The 16,674-nt window shown below is 72.5% G+C and carries 12 protein-coding genes; 11 read left to right on the top strand and 1 reads right to left on the bottom strand.

The window, feature by feature from the left end; translation table 11 throughout:
• The first annotated feature begins 78 nt into the window (after positions 1-78).
• The 10 genes from BLV02_RS23080 (at position 79) to BLV02_RS23035 (ending at position 12,826) form a co-directional block, all read left to right on the top strand.
• Entirely contained in the window at positions 79-963 is an 885-nt protein-coding gene (locus BLV02_RS23080; RefSeq protein ID WP_069109417.1) for a hypothetical protein, read from the top strand.
• Positions 960-1,583 carry a hypothetical protein gene (locus tag BLV02_RS23075; protein ID WP_141711381.1) on the top strand — a complete coding sequence of 208 codons (624 nt, stop codon included), beginning with the start codon at positions 960-962 and terminating at the stop codon, positions 1,581-1,583. Before BLV02_RS23080 ends, BLV02_RS23075 begins: the two co-directional genes overlap by 4 nt.
• Before the next feature lie 235 nt (positions 1,584-1,818).
• Entirely contained in the window at positions 1,819-3,225 is a 1,407-nt protein-coding gene (locus tag BLV02_RS23070; RefSeq protein WP_083288249.1) for an extracellular solute-binding protein, read from the top strand.
• Between the two features lie 70 nt (positions 3,226-3,295).
• The gene (locus BLV02_RS23065) at positions 3,296-4,192 is read left to right on the top strand and encodes an ABC transporter permease subunit (RefSeq protein WP_069109638.1); all 897 of its coding nucleotides are present in this window, start codon (positions 3,296-3,298) and stop codon (positions 4,190-4,192) included.
• The gene (locus BLV02_RS23060; RefSeq protein WP_141711382.1) at positions 4,189-5,088 is read left to right on the top strand and encodes a carbohydrate ABC transporter permease; all 900 of its coding nucleotides are present in this window, start codon (positions 4,189-4,191) and stop codon (positions 5,086-5,088) included. The genes BLV02_RS23065 and BLV02_RS23060 overlap by 4 nt, the downstream gene beginning before the upstream one ends.
• Positions 5,085-7,595 carry a glycosyl hydrolase 2 galactose-binding domain-containing protein gene (locus BLV02_RS23055; protein ID WP_069109418.1) on the top strand — a complete coding sequence of 837 codons (2,511 nt, stop codon included), beginning with the start codon at positions 5,085-5,087 and terminating at the stop codon, positions 7,593-7,595. The genes BLV02_RS23060 and BLV02_RS23055 overlap by 4 nt, the downstream gene beginning before the upstream one ends.
• Positions 7,592-8,953, top strand: a complete 1,362-nt coding sequence (locus tag BLV02_RS23050) for a GH1 family beta-glucosidase (protein ID WP_069109419.1) — start codon at positions 7,592-7,594, stop codon at positions 8,951-8,953. Before BLV02_RS23055 ends, BLV02_RS23050 begins: the two co-directional genes overlap by 4 nt.
• Positions 8,950-10,695, top strand: a complete 1,746-nt coding sequence (locus tag BLV02_RS23045; protein WP_069109420.1) for an alpha-amylase family protein — start codon at positions 8,950-8,952, stop codon at positions 10,693-10,695. Before BLV02_RS23050 ends, BLV02_RS23045 begins: the two co-directional genes overlap by 4 nt.
• Positions 10,692-12,206: an FAD-dependent oxidoreductase gene (locus tag BLV02_RS23040; RefSeq protein ID WP_216093993.1), complete on the top strand. Its 1,515-nt coding sequence runs from the start codon at positions 10,692-10,694 to the stop codon at positions 12,204-12,206. Before BLV02_RS23045 ends, BLV02_RS23040 begins: the two co-directional genes overlap by 4 nt.
• Before the next feature lie 104 nt (positions 12,207-12,310).
• Positions 12,311-12,826 (top strand): hypothetical protein, encoded by a 516-nt coding sequence (locus tag BLV02_RS23035; protein ID WP_069109422.1) that lies wholly within the window; start codon positions 12,311-12,313, stop codon positions 12,824-12,826.
• 166 nt (positions 12,827-12,992) lie between these two features.
• Here the strand turns inward: BLV02_RS23035 and BLV02_RS23030 are convergent, their stop codons facing one another.
• Positions 12,993-14,828: a protein O-GlcNAcase gene (locus BLV02_RS23030; protein WP_069109423.1), complete on the bottom strand. Its 1,836-nt coding sequence runs from the start codon at positions 14,826-14,828 to the stop codon at positions 12,993-12,995.
• Positions 14,829-14,851: 23 nt separating this feature from the next.
• Between BLV02_RS23030 and BLV02_RS23025 the strand changes: the two genes are divergently transcribed.
• A complete protein-coding gene (locus tag BLV02_RS23025) occupies positions 14,852-16,672 on the top strand; it encodes an MBL fold metallo-hydrolase (RefSeq protein ID WP_069109424.1) in 1,821 nt (606 codons plus the stop codon).
• The last annotated feature ends 2 nt before the right edge of the window (positions 16,673-16,674 follow it).

The raw sequence follows: 16,674 nt of genomic DNA, 5'->3' as shown, positions 1-16,674 counted from the left end.
CCAACCCGTCCGCCGCACCGAATGTCAAGGATCCAACACTCCTTGCATAATTTGTGAGAGTTCGAACAAACTCAGTGCATGACCCCACCCACTCTCGACGCGCTGGCCCGGCCCGGCGGCGGTCTCGCCATGGTCGCGATGGATCAGCGCGAGAGCCTGCGCACGATGTTCGACGACGCGGGCGCCGGGCGGCCGCATGACGACGTGCTGACGGCGTTCAAGCTGGCGGTCGCGCGCGAGCTCGGTCCGCTGGCGTCGGGCTTCCTGATCGACCGCCGCTACGGTTTCGACCAGCTGCGCGGCAGCCAGCTGCTGCCGGACGGCTGCGGGCTGATCCTCGCCGTCGACGACCTGACGCAGGAGGACGGCGGGCCGGTCGAGGAGACCGCGCTCGACCCCGGGTTCGTCGGCGAGGGCAGCGACCTGGACGGCGTCGCCGCCGTGAAGCTGCTGGTCATCTGGCGCCGGGACGAGCTGCGCGAGCGGCGCGTGGCGCTGGCGCAGGAGTTCGTCGAACGGGCCCGGAAGCGCGGCGTGCTGTCCGTCCTGGAACCGGTCGTGCGGGCCACCCCGGCCGAGCTCGACCGCGGCACGTGGGACCTGAACGCGGCGATCGCCGAAGCCGCCCGCGAGTTGTCGCCGCTGGGCCCGAGCCTGTACAAGGCGCAGGTGCCGAGCGCCGGCGAGGGTGATCCGGCCACGCTGCTGGACGCCTGCCGGGCGCTCGACGACGCCGTCACCGGGCCGTGGGTGGTGCTGTCGCAGGGCGTGCGGCAGGACCGCTTCGCTGCCGCGGTCGAGGCCGCCTGCCGGGCCGGCGCTTCCGGGTTCCTGGCCGGCCGGGCGCTGTGGAGCGACGTGGTCGGCGGCCCGCTGACGGAACTGGCGGCGCGCTCGGCGCCCCGGCTGCGGCGGCTCACCGAGATCGTCGACGAGCACGCGACGCCCTGGTGGACGGCGTGACCCGGCTCGGGCTGGTCCACACCGTCCCGGCGCTGGCGGCGACGTTCCACGACCTCGTGACGGAGGCGGCGCCGGCGGACGTCGAGCCGATTCACGTCGTCGACCCGTGGTTGCTCCGGACTGCGCTGGCCGGCGGTGTCGGTCCCGAGGTCGTCGAGCGGCTCGCCGCGCACGTCGCCCACCTGCGTGGCCGCGGCGTCGCGGGCGTCCTCGTGACCTGCTCGACGCTGGGCGAGGCGACCGAGCAGGTGCCGGAGCCGGACCTCCCGGTGCTGCGGGTCGACCAGGGGATGGCCGACCGCGCCGTCGAGCTGGCCGGCGACGGCGGCCGGGTCGCCGTCCTCGCGACGGTCGACTCGACGCTCGGCCCGACCGAGCGGCTGCTGCACCGCAGCGCGCACCAGGCCGGCCGCACCGTCACCGTCGAGGCCGAACTGGTGGACGGGCCCGGGACCACGGAGGCGGCGATCCGGCGGTGGGACGGACGCGTCGACGTCGTCGTCCTGGCGCAGGCGTCGATGGCCGCCGCGGCGACACAGGTGGGCGTCACGGCGACCCCGGTGCTCACGTCGCCAGAGCTGGCGGCGCGCCGCCTCGTCGCGCTGACGACACCGGCCTGACCTGCGGAGGAACCGTGCGTATCCGTTTCGTTAAGCCAGAGCCGTTGACGGCATGGACGAGTGTGGGTACGTTCTCACATGGCAACGATGCCACATCGGGCGCGGAGCCAGCCGTCTTCCGGCATCAGGCCGGAACGGCGCGTACCTGCGGACAACGCGACGCTCCCTCCTGGACGTCGCTGCAGACGTTCGGGCGCCGCTCGCCGGCGCCTCCCTCTGGAGTGGAGGACGGTCCATGAAGACAGCAGCCGTCAGGTGGAGCGCACTGGCGCTGACGGCCGGCCTGGTGTTCGCCGGGTGCGCTCAGGGCACCAGCGACTCGTCCGACGACGAGACCGGTGGCAGCGGCACCACGTTCGACCCCGAAGCGGAACTGAGCGGTGAGCTCGACGTCATGGGGTTCGGCGCCGGCGACGAGATCGGCCAGACCCGCGTCGACCTCGCCAACGCGGCCATCGCTCCGGCGACGGTCAAGCTGATCGAGGGCGACCTCGACATTCAGCAGTTCCTGTCGGCCATCGCCAGCGGCGAGCCACCGGAGCTGGTCTACGCGAACCGCGACCAGATCGGCACCTTCGCCTCCCGCGGCGCGATCATCCCGCTCGACGCATGCATCGACGGCGAGGGCATCGACACCTCCATCTACCGCGAGCCGGCGCTGAACCAGGTGACCTTCGACGGCAGCATCTACGGCATTCCGGAGTTCAACCAGGTGCAGATCACCCAGGCCAACGCCGATCTGCTGGCCGCCGCCGGCCTGACGCTCGACGACGTCAACGGCTCGGACTGGGACGCGATCACCGCCGCCAACCAGGCGATGTACGTCGGCAGCGGCGGTTCGCTGTCCGTCATCGGCTACGACAGCAAGCTGCCCGAGTTCCTGCCGCTGTGGGCCAGGGCCAACGGCGCCGACCTGCTCTCCGAGGACGGCCGGACGGCACAGCTGGACGACCCGAAGGTGGTCGAGGCGCTGGAGTGGGCCGTCGGCATCTACGACGCCCAGGGCGGCTTCGGCACGGTGAAGGCGTACCGCGACTCCGCCGACTTCTTCGGCGCGGGCAACCAGTTCGCCACCAACGTGCTCGGTGCGATGCCGATGGAGCAGTGGTACGTCAACGTGCTCAACGACGTCTCGCCGGACGCGCCGATGGCCTTCGACACCGTCCGTGACCGCGAGGGCGAGCCGCTGGCGTACGCGTCGGGCTCGGCGTGGGCGATCCCGAAGGGCAGCGAGAACCCCGAGGCGGCCTGCCGGTTCATCAAGACGATGACCGAGACCGACAGCTGGATCGCCGCCGCACAGGCCCGCGTCGATCTGCGCGAGGCCGAGGGCAAGCCGTTCACCGGCCTGCTCACCGGCAACGCAGAGGCGGACCAGCAGATCCAGGACCAGTTCGTCACGCCCAGCGGCGACGCCAAGTGGGACGCGGCGGTCCAGGCCACCTACGACGCCAACGACCACACGTTCACGCTGCCGGCCAACCCGGCCGACGCGGAGTTCAAGACCGCCTGGCAGGACGCCGTCAACCGCGTCCTCAACGGGCAGCAGGAGCCCGCGGACGCCCTGGCCCAGGCCCAGGACGAAGCACAGAAGGTGCTGGACGAGGCGTGGTCGACCTGGGACGAGCGGGAAGAGGGCTGACGCCTTGGCGTCCACGCAGGTCAACGCGTCCGGGCCGCTCGGTGACGACCGAGCGGCCCGGGCACGCCGCATCAGCCGCCGGCGGGAGACGCGTGCGGCGCTGCTGTTCATCAGCCCGTGGATCGTCGGGTTCCTGATCTTCACGCTGTGGCCGATCATCTACAGCGGCTATCTGTCGCTGACCGACTACGACGTGATCAACAGCCCGAACTTCGTCGGGCTGGAGAACTACGAGGAGCTGTTCCGCGACCCGAAGATCAGGACGGCGCTGTGGAACACGTTCATCTTCACGGTCATCCAGGTGCCGCTGTACTGCGTGGTGTCGCTGGCGCTCGCACTGCTGCTGGACAAGGCCGGGCGGGCGTCCGGGTTCTTCCGCACGGCGTTCTTCCTGCCGAAGATGACGCCGCCGGTTGCCGTCGGGATCCTGCTCCTGCTGCTGTTCAACGGGCAGGAGGGGATGATCAACGGGGTGCTCGGCTGGTTCGGCATCGACGGGCCGGCGTGGACGACGGACCCGAACTGGGTGAAGCCCGGCCTGATCCTGATGAGCCTGTGGTCGGTCGGGTCGTCGGTGATCATCCTGCTGGCGGCGCTGCGCAACGTGCCGCAGGAGCTCTACGACTCCGCGAAGGTCGACGGCGCCGGCTGGTGGCAGCAGACCCGGAAGATCACCGTCCCGATGATCAGCGGCGCGCTGTTCTTCATCTTCATCGTCAACACCATCGCCGGGTTCCAGACCTTCACCGAGGCGTATACGGCGTTCTTCGGGTCGGGCAACACGACCTACAGCAACGACGCGGCGCTGTTCTACGTGATCTACCTGTTCCGCCAGGCGTTCGAGTTCCTGAACATGGGCTACGCCTCGGCGATGGCCTGGCTGCTGTTCGTGATCATCATGATCTTCACCGCGATCCAGATCAAGGTCAGCCGGCGGTTCGTCTACTACGAGGGTGAGCAGCGATGACGGCAGACACGCGGCTCGACGCACCGGCCGAGCCGGAGACCGCCCGGAAGCCGGCCCGGCGCCGCCGCCGGATCACGCCGGTCAAGGCGCTGATCTGGACGGCGCTGATCCTGGCCACGCTGGTCTTCATCTACCCGTTCATCTGGCTGCTCAGCGCGTCGTTCAAGCCACGCGGCGAGGTCTTCGACAACAAGCTCTTCCCGGAGACGTTCACCTTCCAGAACTACCTGGACGTCTGGCACGAGGCGCCGATGGCGCTGTGGTTGTGGAACACCGTCCTGGTGACGGTGCTGGCCGCGGTGACGGTGACGATCAGCAGCGCGATGGTCGCGTGGGGGTTCTCGTACTTCCGGTTCCGCGGCCGCAACTTCCTGTTCGGCATCGTGCTGGCGACCATGATGCTGCCCGGCGCTGTGACGATGATCCCGCAGTTCCTCATCTGGAACAGCCTCGGCATGGTCGACACGCTCACGCCGCTGTGGGCGCAGAACCTGTTCGGCAGCGCGTTCTACATCTTCCTGCTCAGACAGTTCTTCCTCGGGTTGCCACGGGAGCTCTTCGACGCGGCGAAGATCGACGGCGCGAACAACTGGCGGATCTTCACCCGCATCGCGATGCCGCTGTGCAAACCGGCCCTGATCATCACGCTGATCTTCGAGTTCCAGGCGGCGTGGACGGACCTCATGCGGCCACTGATCTACCTGCGCGACAGCGACAACTTCACCGTGCCGCGCGGTCTGAAGGCGCTGCTGGACCAGTACGGCTTCGGCGGTGAGTGGCACTGGGAGATCGTGGTCACCGCGAGCGTCATCACGACGATCCCGATGATCATCCTGTTCTTCCTCGGTCAGCGGCACTTCGTTCAGGGCATCGCGACGACCGGCAGCAAGGGGTGACGACGGTCGACCTCGGCGGTTCGTGGTCGGTGCGGGAGGCGCTCGGCGACACCTGGCAGTGGTTCGTGGACCAGCCGGTCACGGCGCGCAACAACGCGGGCGCCGTGGCCGGCGCGGCCGCGCTGGCGCCGGGCTGGCTGCCGGCTCGAGTGCCGGGCGCGGTGATCGGCGACCTGGTCCGGGCCGGCGAGCTGCCGTCGCCGTACGTGGGCCGGAACTCGCGGGCCGCGGAGTGGGTGAGCACGCGGTCGTGGGTGTACCGGCGGACGTTCGCCGCTGCGGCCCTGGCGGACGGCGAGCGGGCGGTGCTGTGCTTGGACGGCGTCGACCCGGGCGGGACGGTGTACGTGGACGGCGTCCGGGTGGGCCGCGTCGACGGGCTGTACCGAGCCGCCCGGTTCGACGTGACGGCGCTGGTGGCGGACGGCGGCTCGCACCGGCTGGCCGTCGTGGTCGAGCCGGCGCCGACGACGCAGCCGCAGGTCGGCCGGACCGAGCGGGTCCGGGTGCACGCGCCGCGGATGGGTTACGGCTGGGACTTCTGCCCGCGGCTGGTGCACCAGGGCATCTGGCGCGGCGTGCGGCTGGAGATCGGTGCCGCGCACCTGGAGGAGGTGTCGGTGCGGCCCGTGGTGTCCGCGGACCCGGCGGCGGCGACGGTGGTCGTGTCCGGCGTCGTGACGGGGTCGACGTCGGCCGCGGTGGAGGTCCGGCGCGACGGTGCGCTGGTGGCGGCCGGGCCGCTGCCCGTCGACGCGTCCGGCGCTCTCGGCGGTGCCATCGACGTGCCGGACCCGGCGCTGTGGTGGCCGAGCGGGCTCGGTGAGCAGCCGCTGTACGAGGTGATCGTGCGGGCCGGCGACGCGTCGCGTCGGGTGGTCACCGGGTTCCGGCATGCCGTACTGACGCCGAACGACGGTGCGCCGTCCGGCGCGCTGCCCTATACCGCGGTCGTCAACGGCCGCCGCGTCGAGCTGACCGGCTGGAACTGGGCGCCCGCCGACGCGCTGTACGGCGAGATCACCGACGCGAAGGTCGAGCACCTGGTCGAGCTGGCCCGCCGGTCCGGGGCGCGGCTGCTGCGGGTCTGGGGCGGCGGGCTGATCGAGACCCCGTCGTTCTATGCCGCGTGCGACCGCGCCGGGCTGTTCGTCTGGCAGGAGTTCTCCCAGTCCAGCTCCGGGATGCAGAGCGCGCCAGCGGCGGACCCGGCGTTCGTCGATCACCTGCGGGCCGAAGCGGCCACGGTCGTGCCGGGCCGCACGCACCACCCGTCGCTGCTGCTGTGGGGCGGCGGCAACGAGCTGGAGGACGACGCCGGCCCGCTGTCGGACGACCGCTCCCCCGCGCTGGCGGCGCTGAGCGAGGAGGTCACGCGGCTGGACCCGGGCCGGTCATGGCTGCCGACGTCGCCGACCGGGCCGGCCTTCCACTTCCGCGACGGCGGGCACGACGTGCACGGGCCGTGGGAGCACCAGGGCCTCACGGCGCACTACACGCTGTACAACGAGGGCAGCGCGCTGGCGCACACCGAGTTCGGCGTCGAGGGCATGGCGAACCGGCGGCTGTGGACCGCACTGGTCCCGCCGGACGACCGCTGGCCGGTCGGCCGCGACAACCCCGTCTACCGGCACCTCGGCGACTGGTGGAACAACGCGACGCTGGTGCAGGAGTGCTTCGGGGGGCGGCTCGGCACACCGGACGCGTTCCGCCGGGCCAGTCAGTTCCTGCAGGCCAGCGGGCTGGCGTACGCCGTCGAGGCGGACCGGCGGCGGTGGCCGCGGTCGAGCATGGTGCTGCCGTGGCAGCTGGCGGAGTCGTACCCGAACGCCTGGTGCACGGCCGTCGTCGACCACGCCGGCGAACCGAAGCCCGCGTACCACGCGGTCGCCCGGGCGTTCGCGCCCGAGCGCGTGACGGCCCGGCTGGACCGGCTGGCCTTCGGCGGCGCGCCGGTCGAGGTGGAGGCGTGGCTCTGGTCCGGGCCCGGCCGCGCAGCCGGCGGGACAGTGACCGCCCGGCTGCTCTCCGCGTCCGGCGAGGTTCTGGCCGAGGACCGGTGGCCGGTGACGGACCCCGTCCGCACGCCACGTCCGGCCGGCCGGCTCGTCGTCGACACACCGCCGCACGACACGCTCGTGCTCGCGGAGCTGACCTGGTCGGACGCCGACGGCCGGCGCGTCGACCGGGAGTGCCTGCCGCTGTCGACCGCGTCCGACCTCACCCCGCTGCTCGAACTCGAGCCCGCCAAGGTGTGGTTCCACGTGGAACATCGGGGCGAATCGGTGGAGGTCGCGCACGCCGCCGGACCCGCCGTCATCGGCCTGCAGCTCAGCGACGACCGGCCGCCGGAGTCGACCGGCTGGGCCCTCGTCGACGACGATCCGCGGCCGCTGCTGCCCGGCGAGCGGCGCCGGTTCGCCGTCGAGTGGCGCGACGACGCCGGGCCGCGGCGACTGCTGCTGGAGTCGTGGAACACCGAACCCGCTGCGCTGGAGGAGGCATGACCTTCCGTTTCCCGCCGGACTTCCTGTGGGGTGCGGCCACCTCGGCGTACCAGGTCGAGGGCAGCCTCGACGTGGACGGCCGGGGCGAGTCGGTCTGGGACGTCTTCGCCCGGCGGCCGGGCGCCATCGAGGGCGGCGGTGACGGCTCGCTGGCCAGCGACTCGTACCGCCGCTGGGCCGACGACGTCGAGCTGATCGCGTCGCTGGGGCTGAACGCCTACCGGTTCTCGGTCGGCTGGTCGCGGATCCTGCCCGACGGCCGGGGCCGGGTCGAGCAGCGCGGACTGGACCACTACGAGCGGTTCGTCGACGCGCTGCTGGCCCGTGGCGTCACGCCGGTGCTCACGCTGAACCACTGGGACATGCCGCAGGCGCTGATGGCGGACGGCGGCTGGACAGCGCGGTCCTGCGTCGACGCGTTCGCCGAGTTCACGACCGCTGTCGCGGAACGCCTGGCCGACCGCGTCGAGTGGTGGATCACGCAGAACGAACCGTGGATCATCGCACTGCTCGGCTACCAGCTGGGGCTGCACGCGCCCGGCGTCCGCGACCTCGGCGCGTCGGTGGCGGCGGGGCACCACGTGCTGCTCGCACACGGCGCCGGCGCGGACGTGCTGCGCGCCCACCGGGGCGTCAGGGTCGGCGCGGCGCTCAGCCTGTTCCCGTGCGACCCCGCGACGCCGTCCGAGGAGGACGCCGCGGCCGCCTGGGGCTCGGACGGCTACGTCAACCGCTGGTACCTCGACCCGCTGGCCGGCCGCGGCTACCCCACCGACATGCGTGAGCACTACGAACGCGCGCTGGGCCGGCCACTGAGCGCGATCCGCGACGGCGACGAGGACGCCATCGCAGGGCGCAGCGACTTCCTCGGCGTGAACTACTACACCCGCCGCGTCATGGCGGCTGCACCGCCGGGGCCGTTCCCCTGGCGCGTCGTCGGCCCGGCCGGCGACGTCGCCCGCACTGACGAAGGCTGGGAGGTCGCGCCGGACTCGTTGCGCGACCTGCTGCTCCGGCTGCACCGCGACTATCCGTTCCCGCTGGTCGTGACGGAGAACGGTGGTGTGTTCGGCGACGCGCCGCTGCACGACGGGCGGGTGCGCGACGTGCGCCGGCAGGCGTTCCTGCGTGCGCACGTGCGGGCGATGGGCGAGGCGATGGCCGGTGGCGCCGACGTGCGCGGCTACCTGCACTGGTCGCTGCTGGACAACTTCGAGTGGTCGCTGGGTTACCGGCCGCGGTTCGGGCTGGTGCACGTCGACTACCCGACCGGGCGCAGGACGGTGAAGGACTCCGGCCGGCTCTACGCCCGCATCGTCGCGGCCGGCGGGCTGGACGGCATCGAGGAGGACGCGTGACCCTGATCGTCGACGGAACCACCGTGATCGCCCCCGGCTATCGGCTGGAGGTGCACCCCGCGCAGCCGCGGGCCGTGCTGCGCGACGCGGAGGGCCGGGTCTGGACCGAGCTGTCGCTGCTGGCGAGCCTGGACGTCGCCGGCGGGCGGGACGAGTCGTACGACGTCACGCCGGCCCAGGTCGTCTCCCGGTCGGCGGACGCGGTGGAGCTGGTGGTCGAGGCGGCGAGCGCGGTGTGGGGGCGCAAGGCCGTGCACGTGCGCTGCACCGACGGTGCGGTCGAGGTGTGGGCCACGGCGTCGGGCCGCGGCGGCCTGCTCGGCGAGGTGACGCTGCTCGGCGGCCGCGCGGTCCTGCGCAGCGGTGCGGCCGGGACGTTCCGGTCCGCCATCGGGTTCGCGTCGCTGTTCAGCCCGGCGCCGACCGAGCCGGTGCACGTCGTCCGCCCGGCGAGCGCCGCGTCGTCGCTGGGCGTCGTCGGTGACGCCGAGCCGGGGCGGCTGCACGGCATCTTCTCGCCGCCACCGCTGTGCTGGGCGCTGGGCTCGCGTCCGGCCGAGAGCGCGACGGACGTGCCGGACGGGCCCTGGTGGGGGCTGTCGATCCGGGCGCCGGTCGACGAGCTGACGATGACCGCCGTCCGGTACGACCCGCTCGACGGCGGGTTCCTGCTGCGGCTCGACTACGAGGGGCACACCGTCGCCGGCGCCGAGGTCCGCACGCCGTCCGTCGTGCTGCGTCCGGCCGCGACGCCGTGGCAGGCGCTCGCCGACTACCGCGACGACCTGGTCGAGCGTGGGCTGGCGCCGTCGTCACCTCCGAGGCCGCGGCCGGACTGGTGGACCGAACCCCTCTTCTGTGGCTGGGGCGCCCAGTGCGCCCGCGCCGCCGGCATGGACACCTCGGCGGCCGACCTCGCCCGGCAGGACGTGTACGACGAGCTGCTCGGCGTCCTCGACGCGGCTGGCGTGCGGCCCGGCACCATCGTCATCGACGACCGCTGGCAGGCGGCGTACGGCACCGGCTCCGTCGACACGGTTCACTGGCCGGACCTGCGCGGCTGGATCTCGCGGCAGCACGCCGCCGGCCGCCGGGTCCTGCTGTGGTGGAAGGCCTGGGACCCGGCCGGACTGCCGGCGGACGAGTGCGTCACCGACCCGGCCGGCCGCCCAGTCGCCGTCGACGTCGCGAACCCCGCCTACCGCGCGCGGCTGGCCCGCGTCGTCACTGAGCTACTCGGCCCGGACGGCCTGGACGCCGACGGCTTCAAGGTCGACTTCACCCAGCGGGCGCCGTCGGGCGAGTCGCTGCGTGCCGCCGCCGGCCCGTGGGGCATCGCCGCCCTGCACGCGCTGCTGGCCACCATGACCGCGGCGGCGAAGGCGGCCAAGCCGGACGCGCTGGTCGTCACGCACACGCCGCACCCGTCGTTCGGCGACGTCACCGACATGGTGCGGCTCAACGACGTGCTCGAGCGCGACGTCGCAGGCGCCCCGGTGCCCGTCGTCGACCAGCTGCGGTTCCGGCACGCCGTCACCCGTGCCGCACTGCCGGACCACCCGATCGACACCGACCAGTGGCCGATGCCCGATCGCGCGTCCTGGCGGGCCTACGTCGAGGCGCAGGCGTCGCTGGGCGTGCCCGCGTTGTACTACGTGGAGTCGATCGACAACTCCGGCGAAGCCCTGACGGCCGACGACCTCGCGCTGGTCGCGCGCACGTGGGCGGAGCGCCGCTCGTGACCGACGTCGTCGTCTACGGGGCTACGTCCGGCGGGGTGTGCGCGGCCGTCGCCGCGGCCCGGGCCGGCGCATCCGTCGTCCTGCTGGAGCCGGGGCGGCACGTCGGCGGCATGACGTCGGGCGGGCTCGGCTACACCGACGTCGGCGACGTGCGGGTGGTCGGCGGGATGGCCGGCGAGCTGCGTCGGGCCGTCGCCGACTGGTACGGCGTCCACGTCGGGCACTACGCCGGGCCCGAGCCGCACGTCGCCGAGGCGATCTACCTGCGCTGGCTGGACGAGGCCGGCGTGGACGTCCGGTTCGGCGCTGCTCTCGCGGCGGCGTCCGTCGTGGACGGGGCGATCCGGTCGGTGGAGCTCGCGGACGGCTCGCAGGCGGCCGCCGCCGTGTTCGTCGACGCGTCCTACGAGGGCGACCTGCTCGCCGCCGCGGGCGTGCCGTACGCCGTCGGTCGCGAGGACCGGTCGCTCTACGGCGAGCGGTACGCCGGGCGGCAGGAGTTGGTGCCCGGCATGCACACCGTCCCGCCCTGGATCTCACCGTTCACCGATGACGGCCGCCCGCTGCCGCAACTGCACGACCGCCCGCTCGCGCCGGTCGGGAGCGGCGACGGCGGCGTCATGTCGTACGGCTACCGGGTCTGCCTCACGACCGCGTCGGACCGGGTGCCGTTCTCGCGTCGCGACGGGTACGACGACGCGTACTGGGAGCTCGGCCGGCGCCTCTTCGACCGGTGGCGGCGCGACGGCGTCGAGGTGCGGGCCGGCCGGCTGCTCGGCCTGGAACAGAACCTGCCGAACGGCAAGTGCGACGGGAACTCCATCGGCCCGTTCTCGCTGAGCGTGCTGGACGGGTCGGCGTGGGCCTACCCGACGGCTGGCCGTGCCGAGCGGGAGCGGATCCGGCGGCACCACCTGCACCACGCGCAGGACTTCCTGTGGTTCCTGTCCCACGACCCGGCGGTGCCGTCGTCCGTCCGGTCTGAGCTCTCGGGCTGGGGCTACGCCGCCGACGAGTTCGCCGACACCGGGCACCTGCCGCACCAGCTGTACGTCCGCGAGGCTCGCCGGATGCTCGGCGAGTACGTGCTGACCGAGCACGACCTGCTGCCCGAGCCGCGGCCGCAGCACGACGTCGTCGCGATGGGCTCCTACCACGTCGACATCCGCGAGGTGCAGCGCACGTGGCGCTGGGTGGCCGAACACCCGAAGCCGGTCGGCATGGTCTTCACCGAGGGCTACCTGTCGGTGCCGGTGCGGCCGTACCCGATCCCGTACCGCGCCCTGGTGCCGCGGTTCGCCGACTGCACGAACCTGCTGGTCCCGGTCTGCCTGTCCGCGTCGCACGTCGCGTTCGCGTCGGTGCGGATGGAGGTGCAGTACCAGCTGCTCGGCCACGCCGCCGGCCTGGCCGCGGCCGATGCCGCACGCACCGGGCGCCCCGTCCAGTCCGTCGACGTCGCCCGCCTGCAGTCCGCCCTCCGCGACGGCGGCCAGGTGCTCGCGGTCTGAGCGCCCCGCGGCGCAAGGTGGCCAGGTGTTCACAGTGCCAGCTGTCACCATCGACAGGCACACTGGTCGGCAGCAGACTGACGATCAGGGAAGCGGGTGCGCGCATGGCGTTGCACGCCTATGTCGATGAGTCCAAGAAGTGCGACTACATCGTCGCCGCTGTTGTGATCACAGGTGGCGATGTCGCGGCGGCTCGCCAACTCATGCGCGGACTCCTGGTCGGAAAGCAGCAGCGGATTCACTTCAAGGCGGAAACGCGTCCGGCCCGGAAGGAGCAGATCCTTGCGACTGTGCTGGAGGTTATCGGCAGTTGCCGGCTCTACGTCTGCCGTTCGCGGCACAGCGCCCGTGAGAACTGCCTCAACGCCATGCTTCCTGACCTGGTCGACCTCGGAGTCGATCGCCTCGTATTGGAGCGCGACACGTCAACCGAGAAACTGGACCGGCGTGTGTTGTACGACGCTAGCCGGAAGGCCGGAACCGAGATGCCGTACCAGCACGACATGCCACATCGAGAGCCGCTGCTGTGGGCACCGGACGCGATCGCATGGTGCTGGGCCACCGGTGGGAGTTGGAGACAACGGGTCGCCGACCACGTGACAGTGGCCGAGGTCGGATAGCGCGAAGCCCCACCTACCAGTCATTCCGCCTGGCCGTGGGGCTCACTTCCTCGGGCTACTGCCCTCAGCACCCGCAACTCTACGCAACGTATAGACATTTGCCTAGACGTTCCGCCGTCGCGCAGGACAGGTCTGGTCGGAGCTCCCGCCCACGAGGACCCCAGCGTCAACCCCGGTCGAGGACGGCGCGTACGAAGGGTGGCACGACGCCGCGGAGGATGTTCTGCTCCTCGTGCGCCTCGGCGACGGCGAGCGCCTGGGCGGCCGTCGTCCGGCCCGCGTCGCCGGCCGACGGGGCGAGCGCCGCCAGGGCGGCCAGCCCGGCCCGGCCGGTGTCGGCCAACGCGACCAGCCACGGCGTGACCTCGCGCTCCATCCGCTCGGCCGACCGCCGCTGCTCGTCGGCCGTGGGCTGCGACTCGTCGGCCGACCGCTGCGACCCGTCGGCCGGGCGCGAATCGTCGGCCGGATCCGACGCGACGGCTTGTGGCGCCGCCGCGAGCTGGTAGGTGGACCCCGCCCCGGTAGGGAGGGACCCCACCCTACGGGTGGGCTCAGACACTCGGCGTTCGCGCTGGTCAGCGGCCTGCGGCGCGGGATCCGGCGCACGGTCGTCGTCGGGGGCGGCGGCGACCATCGCCTCGAACCGGTCCCGCAACGCGTCCGCCGCCGCGGGCGAGCCACCCAGTGCGGCCTCGATCAACGCCGACAGTTCCGGATCCTGCGGCGCCGACGGCGGCCACGACGTACATGCGCGGGCCAGCGTCCGCACCGCCTCCGTGGCCCCAACGGCGTCCAGTGCGCGCTCATGCGCGTCGGCCGGGTCGTACGCCGCCAGGTTCCACGCCCAGTCGGCGACGGTCGCGACGGCGATCCGCGACGCGGCCTCGTGCGGCATCGGGTTCGCCGTGATCCCGGCCAGCGGCGCGCCGTCCAGGTCCGTCGTCCGGCCGACGAGCGGGCCGAGGAACAGCCGCGGGAAGTCGAAGTCGTTGACCGGGAAGTTGTCCCAGAGCAGCAGTTCGTGGCCGTAGGAGCGCGCGGCCGCGTCGATCTCGGCCCGCGTGATGTCGCCGACGACCACGTCGCGGCCGGTCCACCACACCAGCACATCGGTCGGGAGCTCGGCGGCGAGCTGGTCGCGGTGCGGCGTCGCCTCGATGCCGGCGTAGTCGGTCGGGACCATGATCAGCGGCCGCTCCAGCCGCTCGATGACGGCGCGGCAGACGGCGGCGTGCGCCCGCGCCGACGACCCCGGCGCCGTGCCGAACGCCGTCCGATCCGCCTCGTGCTCGAGGTCCGGCGCGATGTCGTCGAACAGCAGCGCGAAGTCCTCGACGCCGACCGCGCGGACCTGCTCGAACTTCGCGAGCAGCAGGTCCAGCTCGGCCCGGTCGCTGTAGACCATCGAGAGCCCGGGCGAGACGGAGAAGACGAAGCGCACGTGCGAGCTCCGTGCCGCGGTGACCAGTTCGCCGATGCGCGCCAGCTCGGCTTCCGGGTACGGCTCGCGCCACTGCTTGCGGTGGTACGGGTCGTCCTTCGGTGCGTAGACGTATGTGTTGAGCTTGTGCCGGCCGGCGAACTCCAGGTGCGCCAGCCGGTCGGCGTGCGACCACGGCGGGCCGTAGAAGCCCTCGATCGTGCCGCGCCAGCGCAGGTCAGGGCGGTCCTCGACGGTCACCGGCGGCAGCACGCCGTCCGCCGTCAGCGCCCGTAGCGTCTGAGCGCCGTAGAACGCGCCGGCCGGGTCCGACCCGGTGATCGTGACGTGGGTTCCGTCGACGACCAGGCGGTAGCCCTCCGGCGGCCCGCCGCGCGCTTCGTCGACGGTGACGGCGACGGTGATCGGCTCGCCGCCGGGCGCCGTCGGCAGGTCCGCCAGCACGGCGGCCGCGGTGTCGCAGTGTGCGCCGGCCTCGATGACGACGGACCCGACGCCGACCTCGTCACGCTCGGGGATCCTGGCCGTCACGAGGCGGTGAGGACGCGGGAGCAGCATTGTGGGAACGATACCATCGGGTCATGTCGTGGAGTGAGATCGCGCCCGGGGTGTTCCGCGTGCGCGACACCTGCAACGTCTACGTCGTCCGATCGCCGAACGGACGCGACGCGATCGCCGTCGACTTCGGCTCCGGCGCCGTGCTCGACCACCTCGCCGAGATGGGCATCGAGCGGCTCACCGACGTCCTCATGACGCACCACCACCGCGATCAGGGCCAGGGCCTGCCGCGCGCCGTGGCCGCCGGCGTCGCCGTCCACGCGCCGCCGGTCGAGCAGGACCTGTTCGCGCACGTCGACGACCTGTGGGCGTCGCGCCCGATCGTCAACGACTACAACCTGCGGCAGGACAAGTTCTCGCTGCTGTCGTCCGTCCCGGTCGCGGGCGTCGTGCCGGAGTACCGCACCGCGACCTACGGCGGCGTCGAGGTACGCGTGCTGCCGACGCCGGGGCACACGACCGGCTCTGTGACGTACGTCGTCGGCGGCATCGCGTTCACCGGCGATCTCATCCACGCGCCGGGCAAGGTGTGGTCGCTGGCCGCCACGCAGTGGTCGTACACCGAGAACGAGGGGCCGGCGATGACCGTCCTCTCCTGCTACCAGCTGCTCGACCAGCCGCTGGACCTGCTGCTGCCGTCGCATGGCGAGCCGATGCCCGATCCGCGGGCGGCGCTGGAGCTGCTGGCCGAGCGGATGCAGCGCTACGTCGACGCGCGTCGTCCGCACCCGTGGGACCTGCGCGGACGGCTGGAGTCGCCGTTCCGGGAGCTCACCCCGCACCTGCTGCTCAACCGCACCAGCAACGCGTGCTCGTACGTGTTGCTGTCGGAGACCGGGAACGCGCTGCTCATCGACTACGGCTACGACATGACGACGGGGTTGCCGTCGGGCACCGACCGCGCGTCGCGGCGGCCGTGGCTGGCGTCGCTGCCGGCGCTGCGCCGTCAGTACGGCGTCGCGCGGGTCGAGGTGGCGCTGCCGACGCACTACCACGACGACCACGTCGCCGGGCTGCCGCTGCTGCGCGACGTCGAGGGCACGAAGATCTGGGCACCGTCGACGGTCGCGCCGATCCTGGAGCATCCGGAGCACTACGATCTGCCCTGCCTCTGGTACGACCCGATCCCGGTGGACCGGTCGCTGCCGGTCGGCGAGTCGTTCCGGTGGCACGAGTACGAGATCACGGTGCACGACCTGCCTGGTCACACGCTGTACCACGCCGGCTTCGAGTTCGAGGTCGACGGCGTGCGGGTGCTGGCGACCGGCGACCAGCAGGAGCACCTAGGCGTACCCGGCGGCCGGCGCGAGGTGCTGAACTACCAGTACCGCAACCTGTTCCGCGTCGGCGACTACCAGCGCAGCGCCGCCCTGTACCGCCGGGTCGCGCCCGGGCTGATGGTGAGCGGCCACTGGGAGCCGCGCTGGGTCGACGACGCGTACCTCGCCCTGCTGACGGAGCTGGGTGACGAGCTGGTCGAGCTGCACGAAGAGCTGCTGCCGCTGGAGTCCGTCGACTTCGGCGCCGGTGGGGTGGCCGCGCGCATCACGCCGTACCGCAGCCGGGTGGCGACGGGCTCCACACAACGGCTGGACGTCGTCGTCCGTAACCCGCTGCCCGAGAAGGCCGAGGTCACCGTGCGGATGGTGATCCCGCTAGGCTGGTCCGCGGACCCGGCGGAGCAGGTGCTCACGCTGGCCGCGGGCGACGAAGGCACCGCCGCGTTCGACGTCACGGCCGGCCGCACGCCGCGCCGGCGCACACCGGTCGCGGCCGATCTGACCGTCGGAGAGCTGCGGCTCGGCCAGCACGTCGAGGCGCTGGTCGACGTCGTCGAGCCGTGAGG

It is taken from the genome of Jiangella alba (genome assembly GCF_900106035.1).
Lineage (GTDB): Bacteria > Actinomycetota > Actinomycetes > Jiangellales > Jiangellaceae > Jiangella > Jiangella alba.
The sequence above is the reverse complement of the archived record's forward strand: the minus strand, read 5'-3'. Positions and strand labels throughout refer to the sequence as shown.

Excerpts from the sequence above, each read along its gene's own strand:
- BLV02_RS23080 (WP_069109417.1), top strand. The coding sequence starts at position 79 with ATGACCCCACCCACTCTCGACGCGCTGGCCCGGCCCGGCGGCGGTCTC.
- BLV02_RS23070 (WP_083288249.1), top strand. The coding sequence starts at position 1,819 with ATGAAGACAGCAGCCGTCAGGTGGAGCGCACTGGCGCTGACGGCCGGC.
- BLV02_RS23060 (WP_141711382.1), top strand. The coding sequence starts at position 4,189 with ATGACGGCAGACACGCGGCTCGACGCACCGGCCGAGCCGGAGACCGCC.
- BLV02_RS23050 (WP_069109419.1), top strand. The coding sequence starts at position 7,592 with ATGACCTTCCGTTTCCCGCCGGACTTCCTGTGGGGTGCGGCCACCTCG.
- BLV02_RS23035 (WP_069109422.1), top strand. The coding sequence starts at position 12,311 with ATGGCGTTGCACGCCTATGTCGATGAGTCCAAGAAGTGCGACTACATC.
- BLV02_RS23030 (WP_069109423.1), bottom strand. The coding sequence starts at position 14,828 with ATGCTGCTCCCGCGTCCTCACCGCCTCGTGACGGCCAGGATCCCCGAG.
- BLV02_RS23025 (WP_069109424.1), top strand. The coding sequence starts at position 14,852 with ATGTCGTGGAGTGAGATCGCGCCCGGGGTGTTCCGCGTGCGCGACACC.